The sequence below is a fragment of the Psychrobacillus antarcticus genome (assembly GCF_029533155.1).
Classification (GTDB): domain Bacteria; phylum Bacillota; class Bacilli; order Bacillales_A; family Planococcaceae; genus Psychrobacillus; species Psychrobacillus antarcticus.
Genome location: NZ_JAIZDB010000012.1, coordinates 32,337 through 47,343 on the forward strand (window position 1 = coordinate 32,337; position 15,007 = coordinate 47,343).

Annotated in this window: 17 protein-coding genes; all 17 read right to left on the reverse strand. The window is 37.2% G+C overall.

The window, feature by feature from the left end; translation table 11 throughout:
• Positions 1-18: 18 nt before the first annotated feature.
• Positions 19-381 carry a chorismate mutase gene (gene aroH, locus LDK52_RS08030; protein ID WP_277585436.1) on the reverse strand — a complete coding sequence of 121 codons (363 nt, stop codon included), beginning with the start codon at positions 379-381 and terminating at the stop codon, positions 19-21.
• Positions 378-1,469, reverse strand: a complete 1,092-nt coding sequence (gene aroB, locus LDK52_RS08035; protein ID WP_277585437.1) for a 3-dehydroquinate synthase — start codon at positions 1,467-1,469, stop codon at positions 378-380. Before aroB ends, aroH begins: the two co-directional genes overlap by 4 nt.
• A 2-nt stretch (positions 1,470-1,471) precedes the next feature.
• Complete coding sequence (gene aroC / locus LDK52_RS08040; RefSeq protein WP_277585438.1) at positions 1,472-2,653, reverse strand: chorismate synthase; 1,182 nt, start codon at positions 2,651-2,653, stop codon at positions 1,472-1,474.
• Positions 2,654-2,827: 174 nt separating this feature from the next.
• The gene (locus tag LDK52_RS08045) at positions 2,828-3,598 is read right to left on the reverse strand and encodes a CheR family methyltransferase (protein WP_277585439.1); all 771 of its coding nucleotides are present in this window, start codon (positions 3,596-3,598) and stop codon (positions 2,828-2,830) included.
• 401 nt (positions 3,599-3,999) lie between these two features.
• Positions 4,000-4,446, reverse strand: a complete 447-nt coding sequence (gene ndk, locus LDK52_RS08050; protein ID WP_277585440.1) for a nucleoside-diphosphate kinase — start codon at positions 4,444-4,446, stop codon at positions 4,000-4,002.
• 124 nt (positions 4,447-4,570) lie between these two features.
• Positions 4,571-5,545 carry a heptaprenyl diphosphate synthase component II gene (gene hepT / locus LDK52_RS08055; RefSeq protein ID WP_277585441.1) on the reverse strand — a complete coding sequence of 325 codons (975 nt, stop codon included), beginning with the start codon at positions 5,543-5,545 and terminating at the stop codon, positions 4,571-4,573.
• Between the two features lie 18 nt (positions 5,546-5,563).
• Entirely contained in the window at positions 5,564-6,268 is a 705-nt protein-coding gene (locus LDK52_RS08060; protein WP_277585442.1) for a demethylmenaquinone methyltransferase, read from the reverse strand.
• A 3-nt stretch (positions 6,269-6,271) separates the two neighbouring features.
• Positions 6,272-7,033 carry a heptaprenyl diphosphate synthase component 1 gene (locus LDK52_RS08065; RefSeq protein WP_277585443.1) on the reverse strand — a complete coding sequence of 254 codons (762 nt, stop codon included), beginning with the start codon at positions 7,031-7,033 and terminating at the stop codon, positions 6,272-6,274.
• Positions 7,034-7,089: 56 nt separating this feature from the next.
• A complete protein-coding gene (gene mtrB, locus LDK52_RS08070) occupies positions 7,090-7,311 on the reverse strand; it encodes a trp RNA-binding attenuation protein MtrB (RefSeq protein WP_277585444.1) in 222 nt (73 codons plus the stop codon).
• 67 nt (positions 7,312-7,378) lie between these two features.
• Complete coding sequence (gene folE, locus LDK52_RS08075; RefSeq protein ID WP_277585445.1) at positions 7,379-7,948, reverse strand: GTP cyclohydrolase I FolE; 570 nt, start codon at positions 7,946-7,948, stop codon at positions 7,379-7,381.
• A gap of 217 nt (positions 7,949-8,165) precedes the next feature.
• Positions 8,166-8,438 carry an HU family DNA-binding protein gene (locus tag LDK52_RS08080; protein ID WP_277585446.1) on the reverse strand — a complete coding sequence of 91 codons (273 nt, stop codon included), beginning with the start codon at positions 8,436-8,438 and terminating at the stop codon, positions 8,166-8,168.
• Between the two features lie 172 nt (positions 8,439-8,610).
• Positions 8,611-10,089: a stage IV sporulation protein A gene (gene spoIVA, locus LDK52_RS08085; RefSeq protein ID WP_277585447.1), complete on the reverse strand. Its 1,479-nt coding sequence runs from the start codon at positions 10,087-10,089 to the stop codon at positions 8,611-8,613.
• 75 nt (positions 10,090-10,164) lie between these two features.
• Complete coding sequence (locus tag LDK52_RS08090; RefSeq protein ID WP_277585448.1) at positions 10,165-10,875, reverse strand: LptM family lipoprotein; 711 nt, start codon at positions 10,873-10,875, stop codon at positions 10,165-10,167.
• 13 nt (positions 10,876-10,888) lie between these two features.
• Positions 10,889-11,077 (reverse strand): DUF2768 family protein, encoded by a 189-nt coding sequence (locus LDK52_RS08095; RefSeq protein ID WP_320415352.1) that lies wholly within the window; start codon positions 11,075-11,077, stop codon positions 10,889-10,891.
• Between the two features lie 251 nt (positions 11,078-11,328).
• Positions 11,329-12,348, reverse strand: a complete 1,020-nt coding sequence (locus LDK52_RS08100) for an NAD(P)H-dependent glycerol-3-phosphate dehydrogenase (protein ID WP_277585449.1) — start codon at positions 12,346-12,348, stop codon at positions 11,329-11,331.
• 30 nt (positions 12,349-12,378) lie between these two features.
• Positions 12,379-13,689 carry a ribosome biogenesis GTPase Der gene (gene der, locus LDK52_RS08105; protein ID WP_277585450.1) on the reverse strand — a complete coding sequence of 437 codons (1,311 nt, stop codon included), beginning with the start codon at positions 13,687-13,689 and terminating at the stop codon, positions 12,379-12,381.
• A 100-nt stretch (positions 13,690-13,789) separates the two neighbouring features.
• Complete coding sequence (gene rpsA / locus LDK52_RS08110) at positions 13,790-14,938, reverse strand: 30S ribosomal protein S1 (protein ID WP_277585451.1); 1,149 nt, start codon at positions 14,936-14,938, stop codon at positions 13,790-13,792.
• Positions 14,939-15,007: the final 69 nt, after the last annotated feature.

A 15,007-nucleotide genomic window follows, 5' to 3' on the forward strand; every position in this document is an offset into this window, starting at 1 on the left:
ACCCCTCAATTCTATAAATTATTTAAGTAAATCTGGTCTTAGTTGGACAGCGTTATTTAAATAGATATGCTGTACCTCTTGCTGTGTTTTTTCTGTATTTACATGCATTAGTAATCGAATACATTTATCTAACGCTCCTGGTACGTTCATTTCATGAGTACACATTACTGGGACATACGTCCATCCCTCTAAGCCTCTAACAGCTCTTGCCGGAAAGGCAGAAGTAATATCGGTCGTAGTTGAAATAATGACAGAAGCGATGTCTTCAGGTAAAATATCATTTGATTTTGCCATTTCTTCCACTAGTCGTCTAGTTTCTTGCAGTACTAATTCATTTGAATCGGCTGTTACTGTAGTTGCTCCTCTTACCCCTCTAATCATTCGTTACCCTCCCTAACCCATTGTCGCAGCTGTTCGTCACATTTTTTAACTTCTTCCATCAAAATTGTTTGGACAAATGGTTCACCAATTTCTTGAAGTAATGCAAAATGAAGTTCCCCATTCATTGTCTTTTTATCTTTTAGCATAAATTTTGATAAATCTTCAAATTTACATGGAAGAACATGCTTAAAATTATATCCAAGTCGATTCGCTAGATCATACACGTCTTTAGAATATCCTGCTGCCACATTACCATGAAGCTCACTTAGCATTAGTGCAGGAATCATACCGATCATCACAGCCTCGCCATGCGTTATTTTACCGTAGCCGACAGATGCCTCAACTGCATGGCCATATGTATGACCAAAATTTAAAAACTTGCGATAGGACTGCTCTTTTTCGTCTAATTCGACAATATGTGCTTTTACACGAATTCCCTTTTCAATCCAACGTAATAATTCATTATTATCGATGGCATCTAAGTTAGGGAGAGCAAGAAATTCATCCATCCAGTTAGCATCACTGATAATCGCATGCTTGATCACTTCGGCAAGACCCGAACGAACCTCTGCTTCTGGTAACGTTTTTAAGAAATGAAAGTCATATAATACTTCCATAGGTTGATAGAAAGCCCCGATCATATTCTTTCCATTTGGGTGATTAATAGCAGTTTTACCTCCAACGGCACTATCATGCGCTAAAATAGTCGTTGGAATTTGATAAAAAGGAATACCTCGCATAAATGTTGCTGCCACAAACCCAGCCAAGTCACCAACTGCTCCTCCCCCTAACGCAAGAAGAGCAGAATTTCTAGAAAAATTTTCTTCTAGCAAAAAGGTCTGTACTTGATAATAGGATTCAAACGTTTTACAGTCCTCACCATTTGGAACGATATAAAGTTTATATGGCAGCTTAAAATTAGTCCGAACATACTCCTCATGTAAACTCCACACATGTTCATCCGTAATTAGCACTAATTGATCATATGCCGACAATACATCTGCTTGTCTTTCACAAAAAGATTCTAAAACATTCTCACCTAAATAAACTTCATATACGGAATCTTTCGTTTTGACTTGGATAGACATCATTAAAACCCCTTTGTATATGCTCTATGACTCTCTATATCTGCCAGTAATGTATCCAATTTATCTCCATGGAAGGTTTCCAGTACTGCTTGTGCAATCTCCCAAGCAATAACAGCTTCGGCAACTACAGAAGCTGCTGGTACTGCACAGCTATCCGATCTTTCAATACTTGCCTTGAATGGCTCTTTCGTATCGATGTCTACACTTTGAAGTGGCTTATAAAGCGTAGGAATTGGTTTCATCACGCCACGAACTACTATTGGCATTCCAGTAGACATACCGCCCTCTAGACCACCTAAACGGTTTGTATCGCGTGTATAACCTTCTGCTTCACTCCAAGAAATCTGATCGTGAACTTGGCTTCCAAAAAGGTTCGCCATTTCAAATCCTAATCCTACTTCTACACCCTTAAATGCATTGATGCTCATCATCGCCATTGCCAGTTTACCGTCTAACTTACGATCATAATGGACATAGCTACCAACTCCTGCCGGCATCCCTGTAACGATTACCTCTACTACTCCACCAATCGTATCTCCAGCCTTTTTTGCATTGTCGATCGCTTCTACCATTTTCGCAGAGCTTTCCGGATCTAAGCAATAAACCGGGTCTGCCTCCACAATGTCACGAATTTCCTCTATTGTCTTTCCGTTTGTCAAATCCAAATTAGCCTCTATTCCGCCAATTTTCGTCACATGAGCGACAATAGATATACCTAATTTACTTAACAATTCTTTTGCAACTGCTCCAACCGCAACTCTTACCGTAGTTTCACGAGCTGACGAACGCTCTAGGACATTGCGTAAATCACGATGACCATACTTCATACCACCAACTAAATCGGCATGTCCAGGACGTGGTCTTGTAATTTTTCGTTTAATATCCTCAGGATCTATTTCATCTCCAAGAGGCTCAATTCCCATAATATTTGTCCAATGCTTCCAATCATCATTGTTTACAACGAGACAAACTGGAGATCCTAGCGTTTTCCCGTGGCGTACACCTGAAGTAATAGCTACTGTATCTGTTTCAATCTGCATACGTCTTCCGCGACCATGTCCACCCTGACGACGTTTTAATTCTTTATTTACCATTTCACTCGTTATTTCTAATTGGGCCGGTAACCCCTCTATAATAGCTGTTAGTTGTGGTCCATGTGATTCACCTGCAGTTAAATATCTCACAGCACTTTCCCCCTTCAACTCGTTAAAGTATTTGTTTATCACTATATCAAAATTTCAGTTCAATGTATAGAAAAAAAGCAGTAGTGCCTATTTTTCAGAAGTCAGTTTTGGTTTCCGACATCGTGTCGCTGGAGACTAGAAGAAAACTGTCCGAAATTCCTCGGACAGTTCCACTTATTTTTTCCGATAAAAAAAGGTATCTTCCGTTTCAAATCCATACTTACTTGGATTGAATATCTGTTCCGTACTGCCGACAAATAGAATTCCTCCAGATTTTAATGAATCACTAAAGTTTTGATAAATTTGATCTTTTGCTTCTTCCGTAAAGTAAATCATCACATTCCTACAAACAATCAAATCAAAATTTTTATCATATGTATCTTTCAATAAATTATGTTTTTTAAATGTTACAGTCTTTTTAACCGAATCACTCATTTTATAAAATGGAGTTTGGTCCTCAAAGTACTTATTTTTTATATCCGCCGGAACCTCAGCTAATGAGCGTTCTGGATAAATACCAACTTTTGCACGCTGTATGGCATTTTCATCTAAATCGGTTGCGTGAACAGCAATTTGAGATAGAGGTAGATAATTAGATAAAACCATTGCAATTGTATAAGGCTCTTCTCCAGTTGAGCATGCTGCACTCCAAATTTTTAGGCGTTTGTTTGTTTCTAATAATTTTGGAAGTATTTTAGTTTGCAGTATATCCCAGCGTTTCGCATTCCGATAAAACTCTGAAACATTGATCGTCATTCTATCTAGAAACTCGTTCAATAGATCTCTATTCGTGTCGAGTGCTTGATAAAATTCGACAAAGTTATTAAATCCCTTTTTTTCATACAAAGAAGTAAGTCTACGACGCATCTGTGCCTCTTTATACGCCGCAAGATCTATGCCTGTTTTTTTCTTAATGGAATCCACAAATTTAATATAATCTGGCAAAATGATTTCGCCCCCTTCTGAAGACCTATAATTAGTATATCTTATCCATGGCATTTCGAACATACAAAAAAGACAGACAAATATGAACATTTGTCTGTCTTACTATTTGTTGAGAGTGAGAAGCTCTCTCGTATAGGAGGAGATCCCTCTCGTATAACTATGGGGCTCTCGTATAGCCGCCATTCTCTCTCGTATAAGCACGAATCTCTCTAGTATAGGCTAAGTTGCCGCTCGTATAAACATGCAGCTCTCTTATGGTCGCCATTCTCTCTCGTATAAGCGCAAGTCTCTCTCGTATAAACACGCAGCTCTCGTATAGCCGCATTCTCTCTCACACAAGTTATTTCCCAAATAAAAAAATGGTTGTTTATGACCGAAGTCTTAAACAACCATTTTTATTATTAGTTAATCCAGTTGTTAGCATCTTTTTTGTAAGATACTAGCTCTTCTTGTTTGAAGAATAATCCGATTTCGCGTTCAGCGCTTTCTGGAGCGTCAGAACCGTGGATAATATTTTTCCCTACAGTTACTGCGAAGTCTCCACGGATCGTTCCAGGTGCAGATTCTTTAGGGTTTGTAGCACCAACCAATAAACGAGCAGTTGAGATAACATTTTCACCTTCCCAAACCATTGCGAAAACTGGTCCAGAAGTGATGAATTCTACTAATTCTCCGAAGAATGGGCGTTCTTTGTGCTCGCCGTAATGTTCTTCAGCAAGTTCAGTAGGAATTTGCATTAATTTTGCTCCAACTAATTGGAATCCTTTTGCTTCAAAACGACCTACGATTTCACCGATTAAGTTACGTTGTACGCCATCAGGTTTTACCATTAAAAATGTTTTTTCCATAGTTAACACTCCTCGAATATATATGATGGACTTTATTCTCCACCGTTACAAATATTATCATTATAATTCATTATTTTCAAATTAAATTATCATCTGGTTATTTACAACAGGTTCCACGCCTATATTAAAATTTTCTTTTACTCATAAATAGTGCAATGTTTTGTAATGATTTCTTTGCGGAATTTGCTGGTAATTGTCTAACTTCGTTTAGCGCTTTTTGCAAATATATATTACTTACTTGTTTGGCACGATCAATACCGTCTGATTCGCGAATTTTAGTTAACAGTTGTTGTCGGTTTACGTCACTGATAGTCCCCTCTAATATTTCTTTTAATAAAGGTTTGATAGCTGGATCATCTTTAACATATAGAACAGGTAACGTAATATTTCCTTGTGCAAGATCAGATCCAGCAGGTTTGCCTAATTGCTCATCAGTAGATGTAAGATCCAAAATGTCATCAATTATTTGGAATGACATACCAACGTAATATCCAAATCGATTTAGATGCTTTATTGTTTTCTCATCTGCTTGAGCAGCAATCGCTCCCAATTCACAGCTAGCCGATATTAAAATAGCCGTTTTTCGTTTAATTCGACGTAAATAGTCTCGAACCGTTTGATCAAGATAATGCTTATCCTCAATTTGGTTAATTTCCCCGATACAAAGTTCCACCATTGTTTGCGATAACACTTCATGAGCATATGTATTTTGTAAATCTGTTATGTATTCAATTGCATTTGCAAAAAGAAAATCCCCTGTATACATCGCGACTCGATTATTCCATTGTGCTTTTACCGTTTCTCTACCTCGTCTTGTTTCCGCATCGTCAATCACATCGTCGTGGACTAGAGAAGCCATATGAATGAGTTCAACAGAAACAGCTACACTTTTTATAGAATCTATTGAAGAGTTTCCAAATTTCGATGCAAGCAAAACGAAAACTGGTCTAATTCGTTTTCCACCAGCACGTAATAAATGAAGAGACGCCTCATTCAATAAGTGAGAAGAAGAATTCACCGCTATAGCTAATTCTTTTTCGATGATATCAAGATCCGATTTTAAATCGGAATAGAGTAACTTTAACTTCATCTTATCCAAGGTTACAACCTCACTCACTTAAATATCTTTTTTGTATCCTATATGTCTAGCAGCCGCCCCACCACTATATGGTTTACTTGATACATTGACCAAGCCCACTTTTTCAAATAGCTTCGTTAACTCTGTTCTATTCGGAAAATCTTTGGCAGATTCCTGCAACCATGAATATTCTTTGTAGCTTTTCGCAAAAAGTTTTCCAAATATCGGCATGATGTAGCGGAAATAGAATCGGAAAAATCCATTGAATAATTTTGAATCTGGTTGAGATGTTTCTAAACAAACAACCATTCCACCTGGTTTTACAACACGATTCATTTCACTTAATACTTGTGTGTAGTCCGGTACATTTCGTAAACCAAAACCAATCGTTACATAATCAAAGGAATTATCTTCAAATGGCAATTCCATTGCATTTCCCTGTATTAACTCAATTTGCGAAATTTGTTTTACTTTTTCTAATCCAACATTCAACATATTTTGACTAAAATCTAAACCTCTTACTTCTCCAGTTGGTCCAGTTGCCTCTGCCAATGCGATTGTCCAATCTGCCGTCCCGCAACACACGTCTAATGCTTTGCTTCCAGATTTTACTTGCATGGCCTTCATCGTATCTTTGCGCCATGCTTTATGTTGTTGAAAGCTGATAACTGAATTCATCGAATCATAATTATCGGATATCTTTTCAAAAACATCATGCACATGTTGTTCTTTTGATTTTCCCACGATTTAACCTTCTCTCAACTGCTGTACTAAGGTGCATTTCATTAATTTTTCTAATATTATACTTTTTAGATGATCTTGTAATAGCTCTGAGTTTTTAACCTCATCTATGAGTAATGATTCAACTTTTTTGATCTCTGCTTTTAGCAAATTGATATTAGCTTGTAATTGACTAGATTTACTTATATAAAAAGGGTCGTTGCCTTGCCCATAAGCTGCTAGTTCTTTTTTTAACGAAATAAGTAGCAAGGACTCTTTCATAAAAAATACATACTCATGAAATGAATAATGTTCGAAAAACTGTTCGATAGATTTAGATTCGATCAATTGGATAGATTGAATCAGATGTTCAAAACTATATAACTTTCGATCATAAAACCTAGTTTTGTGTTCTGATATTGTTGCAATCCCATCCGACAATTGTTGGATTAGGACTAATTGTTTGTCGCTGGCTAATAACTGGTAATACTTCCCGCTATAATAATCCCCGGCTAATACTTGCAGTTGCTGTTCCTTGGTTGTTGCATTCATTTCTTTTACTAAGTCGTGGGCAGCTAATGCGGAAAAGATAAGAGTTACTGCAATGGCAGAATTTCTTTGAGAGTCTTCCCATTCTTCCCCATTAAAAAGTGGTAAAAGTGTAAAAAACAAACGCTCTTCATCAATGACAGGAGCCCCGGTATACTTCAACAAAGTACTTTGTAGAACTTGTTTAAGAATAGCATCTTTATACTGCTTTATATGTTGTTTGATCAATGCTTCGTTCATACACTTTACTCCATTTCCCAACCGCGCTTAATCTGTTTATATGCTATTTTTCTCTATTATTTTTTAGAATCGGATTGTATTATTCCATTGGCAGAATGGATTGTTGCTTTCCCTCTGATCTTCATGGCTGAGGTATGCTCTGTAAATTGGGCAATCATTACTTCGCCACTATCCAGTTTTTCGGAATGATGAAATTTTGTATCTGTTCCTCTTGTAAGGCCAATTACATGAACTCCATCTTCTTCTGCTTTTATCAAAATATATTCTGAACTAGACATATTATAGTCTCCTTTGTTCATAGTCTTTTTCCATCATAACATATTCTAAAGCCGACATCCAAAGCTATTACTTCATGTTTATGAATGAAAGTATTTCTGAGCGCTTCACATCGTCTGTTTCTAAAATTCCACGTGCCACAGCAGTAATTGTTTTTGCACCAGGTTTCTTAATTCCGCGCATCGTCATACACATATGTTCCGCCTCGACTACAACATATACACCGTATGGATTAAGCATTTGCATGATATCATCTGCCACGCTTGAGGTAATTCTCTCCTGTAGTTGAGGACGTCTTGCAGTTGTCTCTACAGCTCTAGCAAGTTTACTTAAACCAGTGACCACCCCATTACGAGGAATATACGCGACATGTGCTTTACCGTAAAAAGGAACTAAATGATGTTCACACATGGAGTAGAATGATATATCTTTTACTAAAACTAGCTCTTCATGCTCTTCGTTAAAGACCGTTTTAAAATATTCCTTTGGATCCTGATGCAAACCTTCAAACATCTCTGCATACATTTTAGCTACTCTTTTTGGAGTGTCCAACAATCCTTCTCTACTTGGATCTTCTCCGACTGCTTCTAAAATCATTTTAACCGCTTCTTCTATCTTGGTCAGATCGACTTTTGTCATCTGTAGACCCCCTAAAACTATGTATTATATCAATTGAATATTAGCATATGAAATGCTTCTTTTAAATAAATTTGTCATTTGCTATGCGAATTCTTAATGTTTGCTTTCTTTTATGAGTGGGTTAACAAATGAGTAATGTAACAACAGAACTTAATTGAAAAGAACGGCTATCGTGAAGCAAGCTCCACAATAACCGTTCTATGTACTACAACATCAGTTACTTAACTGCGTCTTTAAGTGCTTTACCTGGTTTAAACGCAGGTACTTTGCTTGCAGCGATGTCGATTTCTTCACCTGTTTGTGGGTTACGCCCTTTACGTGCAGCACGTTCACGAACTTCAAAGTTACCAAAACCGATTAATTGTACTTTTTCACCACCTGCAAGTGCAGATTGAATTGATTCAAATACAGCTTCAACAGCTTTAGTAGCGTCTTTTTTAGAAAGTTCTGTAGCTTCTGCAACAGAGTTTACTAGTTCAGTTTTATTCATATCATTCACCTCCTCTCAAAGGAAGATAGCTTCAATCCTGTAAAAAGAGTATCACAACAAAAAATCCTTCGCAACACTATTTGCACTAGTTTAGCTAAGTTTCCTCAAAAAAAGGTCATTTTAACACAATAATAGGACTTTTTGCATAGTCGCAAAAAGTCCTGTATTGGATTTACAATATAAATGTGACCATCCCTCGGTCACCTTCATTTACCATTCTTTCAATCGTTTCGCGCATTCTTTTCTTCGCAACATCCGAAACACTTTCCGTTTTATAACGTAAACTTTCTTTTAATACTTCCACTAATGAAGTTCCAAAAACTTGTGTTTGCCACAAAGCATCTCGGTCATGTAAAAATCCATGTTTTAGATCTTTTAATAATTGCTGACTATGAAATTCAGACCCGATTAATGGTGCGAATTCTGCTTCCATATCCACACGAATAATGTGAAGAGAAGCTGCTTTTGCTTTTAAACTTACACCATAGAAATTATTTTGTTTGATAATTTCTGGCGCAGTTGGCTGAAAATCTTGAATAGTTGGTAAAGATACGCCATAACCATGTTTTTTCGCGGCTTCTAATGCTTCTGAAAATTTATTGTATGCCTTTTTAGCTGTAGAAGCCTCTTTGACAAACAGTAGCCAGTCTTTTTTCGACTCAATGGGTTCATCTAACCATTCATCACAAACCTCTTGAAAAACTTCGGGTTTTAGGCCAATTTGGATACATGCTGACCCTCTACCTGGATTTGCCTCTACTACTTCAGCAGACTGGATAAAGGGAACCTGCTTAAATCTTGATGCTAATTCTTTTACGTCTTTCATTTTGGATACTAGTTGGAGCCATTCATGTAAGGAAGATGTTATGGCATTATTGACAAAATGGTCCGGTTCTAATACATCGGTCCAATCTGGCTTGAGTAACTCGATATCCGTGATCGGAAATTCATAGAGTGCTTGTTGGAGTATGTACTGAATTTCCTCAGCAGTCATGCGATCAACGGCAGTTGCAATTACCGGAACTTCATGCTGTCTTTGAAGTTCTTCACTTAATTGAATTGTTTCTAAATGGCCTGGATTTTTGCTATTAAGAATGATAACGAATGGTTTACCAATTTCTTTTAGTTGCGTGATAATCTGTTGTTCGGCACTTTCAACTGCCATACGTGGAATATTATTTACTGTTCCATCTGTTGTGACAACTATTCCGATGGTAGAATGATCTCTAATTACTTTGTCTGTGCCAATTCTAGCTGCTTCCTCAAAAGGTATTGCTTCGCTATGCCACGGGGTATGCACAAGCTTTTGACCTTCTTCACCAGAATGCGTTTTAATGCCGTCAATCATATAACCAACACAATCTACTAGTCTGATCTGCAAACGTAGCTGATCTTCCCCTAAATGAATATTTGTCCCTTGAGCGGGTACAAATTTAGGCTCCGCTGTCATAATCACATTGCCAGGAGAACTTTGAGGCAATTCATCTTGTGCACGTAGACGCTCTGCCTCTTCCTGGATATTCGGAATTACTACTAACTCCATTACGCGTTTTACAAAAGTAGACTTACCAACACGGACAGGACCTACTACACCAATATACACATCACCATTCGTTCTTTCTGCTATCTGTTCATACAGTTTACTCGACATGGATACGCTCCTTTCTTAGCAATTTAATATATGCACAAAAAAAACGTTTCATGCATAATGCATGAAACGTCGTTTTTATTTATTCAACATAATAACCGGTTCATTCTTTTCATTTACTGTGTAAGGTAGCGAATAAGCTGGGACAATCGCAAAATTATCTGTTAAGAGAAAACGAATGTCATCTCCAGGTTTTATTTTCTCTTCTGTTTTTTGAAGTAATCTATTCAGCTCTATCGAGTAATCCACATAGACTTCCCCATCACCAGTAGCTACTATTGGCAACTGAGTATCGGAATAAGGGCTTTGAACAGACAACTCGCTGTCATACCCCATTTTTTCATAGTCAAGCTTATAGACACCTTCAGCAATCGTTTCAGCTATAGGTCCGAATCCATTTATACTTTTTCTATGGTTAATGTCACGAAGAGTATCTGCAATACGTAAATCTACTAATTTAACAGTAGGATTCTCTTCTACATCCATTAGTACGTACTGATAAATACCCCCAGCTTCATATGAATTGGCCGGAGCCTTTCCAAGCTTTAATGGAATTATTTTACTAAAGTCAATTGGATATTTAATGTATTGATCAGTTTCCATATCACGCGTTTTTATCGGCAAAAGTCCACCTGAGTCTTGCTGAAAACTATCTACAGCATTTTGAACCGCTAGCAGTTGATCCTCATATGGCAATAAATTCTCTGGCTCATAACCACTTTTATAACCACATCCGGCTAAGAAAACCATTAGCATAATTACAACAGCAATAAGTTTAAAGTTTTTCATAGGAATCTCCTTGCTATGCCTTAGTTGGGTTAAATACTATATAAATCATCGTAATAAAACCTATAAATAATAATATGTATGCAATCAGACCAAATATAAATTTCAACATTTTATTTTTTAATTTATTTTTCACAAAAAACATAAATATCATCGCTAATAACATACAGCCCATAGACCCAAACGATATCCACATTTTATCCATTGATGATATTAATAACACAACAACTTCCACACCTTTCTACAATAAAAAAGTATACCATATAGGAAAAGCGCAAGCGCCTACGTAAGCCCTGACAACGTTCTTCTGCGATGAGCTTTGGCGCAGGAGCTAGACAGATGAGCAGAAATTTCAAGGTAACCACTCAAAAAGAAGCACTTGATAAAAACATTATTTCTAGTATACAGTCAAAAAAGAGTTGTTATTAACAACAACTCTTTGCATTTGTGACAATTTTAGAACGTTTTATAATCTTCTAATTCATGTTTTTTCGTGCGGTGCATGAGAATGTCCACAGCCTCTTTAGGATTGACCTGTTCAAATAAAACAGAATACAACGCTTCTGTAATTGGCATATCCACTTGTTGCTTATTAGCGAGTTGATATGCCGCTTTTGTAGTCCTGACACCTTCCACGACCATGCCCATCTCCTCTAACACTGTATCAAGGGTTGCTCCCTTACCCAACATATTACCAGCACGCCAATTTCTAGAATGCACACTTGTACATGTTACGATCAAGTCACCCATGCCTGTTAAACCGGAGAACGTGTAGCCTTTCGCACCTAGGCTGATACCTAGACGAGAGATTTCTGCAAGTCCTCGAGTGATTAGGGCGGCTTTTGCATTATCTCCATATCCTAGCCCATCCACAATTCCTGCTGCTAAAGCTATGACATTTTTGAGAGCTGCTCCAATTTCTACACCAATTACGTCATCGTTTGTATAGACCCGGAAATATTTATTCATGAACAAATCTTGAATTTTTTCTGCAGCAATCATATTTTCACTTGCAACTGTAATCGTTGTTGGATGCTTTAAGACAACCTCTTCTGCATGACTTGGACCAGATAATACGACTATTGCTTCTGTGACATCCGCAGATATCTCTTCTTGAATCATTTCTGATATCCTTTTTAGCGAATCAGGTTCAATTCCTTTAGAAACATGTACAAATAGCTTCTTTTCATCCAAGAAAGGTAGCATGTTTTGGCAAACTTCTCTTATCGCCTTAGTTGGAACAGCAATCACAATAACATTTGCATGTTGAATTGCTTGTTGAAAGTCACTAGTAGCCTTTAAATTAGCCGGTAAGATCGTATCGGGTAAATATTTTTTATTTGTATGCATTGTAGTTATTTCTGTTGCCTGATCATTTCTATGAGACCATAACAGACAGTCGTGTCCATTGTTTGCGAGAACCATTGCTAGGGCTGTTCCCCAGCTTCCTGCACCTAGTACAGTTACTTTTTCCATCGCTATTTCGCTCCTTTAAAACTAATAGGATTAAGTTCTTGTACGCGTGATAATCCGGATTGGAGTTCCTTCAAAGTCAAAGGACTCTCTAATACGATTTTCTAAAAATCTTTCATAAGAGAAATGCATCATTTCAGCATCATTAACAAATACAACGAAAGTTGGCGGTTTAATAGCCACTTGAGTCGCATAGTAAATACGCAGTCTTTTCCCTTTATCGGTTGGAGCTGGGTTTCTTGCCACAGAGTCTTCAATTACCTCATTCAATATAGAAGACTGAACACGCATTGCATGATTTTCACTTACCCGATTAACAATTGGGAAGAGTCCATTTACACGTTGTTTCGTTATAGCAGACACGAAAGCAATCGGTGCATAATCTAGGAATTGGAAATTATCTCTAATTTTTCTTGTCATCATAATCATCGTTTTATCGTCTTTTTCAATAGCATCCCATTTATTCATGACGATAATAACAGCTTTACCAGCCTCATGTGCATAGCCAGCAATTTTTTTATCTTGCTCTTGAATACCCTCTTCCGCATTCAGGATAACTAAAACAACGTCAGAACGTTCAATCGCCTTTAACGCACGTAATACACTGTATTTCTCCGTCGTTTCATATACTTTCCCTTTTTTACGCATACCTGCTGTATCAATCATAACGTATTCCTGACCATCAAAAGTGTATTCCGTATCAATCGCATCTCTTGTTGTTCCAGCGATTTCACTTACGATTACACGATCATGTCCCAAAAATGCGTTGATCAGAGAAGACTTCCCTACATTTGGACGTCCGATTAGTGAAAACTTAATAACTTCTTCCCCATATTCTAAATCCTCTACTTCTGGGAAATTCTTCGCTACTTCATCTAGCAAATCCCCTAATCCAAGTCCATGAGAACCTGAGATAGGGAAAGGTTCACCTAATCCTAAAGCGTAAAAGTCATATAGCATATCGCGCATATCTGGATTATCGATTTTGTTTACAGCTAAAACGACTGGTTTTTTTGTTTTATACAAAATTTTAGCTACATACTCATCTGCAGCTGTAACCCCTTCACGACCATTCGTCAAGAATATGATAACATCTGCTTCGTCCATCGCTATTTCTGCTTGTTGTTTGATTTGTTCTAAAAACGGTTCGTCGCTTAATTCAATACCTCCTGTGTCGATAATATTGAATTCATGTGTCAACCAATCGGCAGAACTATATATACGATCACGTGTAATACCTGGAATATCTTCCACGATAGATACACGCTCTCCTACGATTCGATTAAATATAGTCGATTTGCCGACATTTGGCCTACCAACGATTGCTACTACTGGTTTTGTCATTATTTATTCATCCTTCCAACTTCGTCTATTTTGTATTATACAACAAAAAGACAAAAACAGGCGACTTATTAAAGTCACCTGTTTTAAATAGTGTATAGTTTTAGTTATTTTTCATGAAGCCTTTTAACTTATCACCTAGGACATCACTGATAGAAAATCCTCGTGATTCCTCCGGCATTTGATAATCTTCTATATTATACTTATCTTCATTTTCAACTAATTCTTTAATACTTAAAGAGAGACGTTTTTCAGTAATGTTAACTTCCATTACTTTAACTTGTACTTCTTCGCCCTCTTTTAGTACTTCTTGTGGGTTAGTAATATGCTTATGGGCAATTTGAGAAATATGCACTAGTCCTTCTACTCCAGCGAAAACTTCTACAAACGCACCGTACGAAACAAGGCGCTTTACTTTCCCTGTAAGAACTGCTCCTTTTGAAGCCTTTTCTTCAATCTCCGCCCATGGTCCAGGTAGCGTATCTTTAATAGATAAAGAAATTCTTTCTGCATCCCGATCGATCGATAATACTTTTACTTTAACTTCTTGCCCTTCGGATAAAACGTCCGCAACATTTTCCAAATGCTCGTACGAAATTTGTGAAATATGAACAAGTCCATCCACTCCACCTATATCGACAAAGGCACCAAACGAAGCTAAACGTTGCACTTTACCTGTTAGAATGTCACCACTTTTGATGGATTCAAAGGTTTGTTGCTTGCTAACAGACTTTTCAACTTCTACAACTGCTTTATGAGAAAGAATTAGTCTGTTTTTAGCTTTTTCAAGTTCTACTATTTTAAAGGTTATTACTTTCCCTTTATAATCTTCAAAGGACTCTACAAAATGATCCTCAATTAAGGAAGCAGGAATAAAACCACGGACACCTAAATCTACTACCAGGCCGCCTTTTACTACTTCTTTCACTTCAGTTTCAATTATTTCTCCAGATTGGAATTGCTTTTCTAACTTATCCCAAGCTATTTCCGCATCCACTCTTCTTTTAGAGAGAACATAGTTAGCTTCCTCCACTTTGGTAATCATTAACTCTAATTCGTCACCGATGGAAACGGAGTCGGATGCTTTTTCAATATGCAAGCTAGATAGTTCACTTATTGGAACTATTCCATCAAAAGGTGCTCCTTCAATTGTTACAATAATAGATTTCTCATCTACTTGTGCAACCGTTGCTTTAACTAGTTCACCCTCTTTAAACTCATTCGTGTCGTTTAAGTTCATTTCTTCTGACATATGATATTCCTCCTTCACAGCGTCTCTATTCTATTTTATGCGAATTGGCACAGAATTACAAAAGGAAGC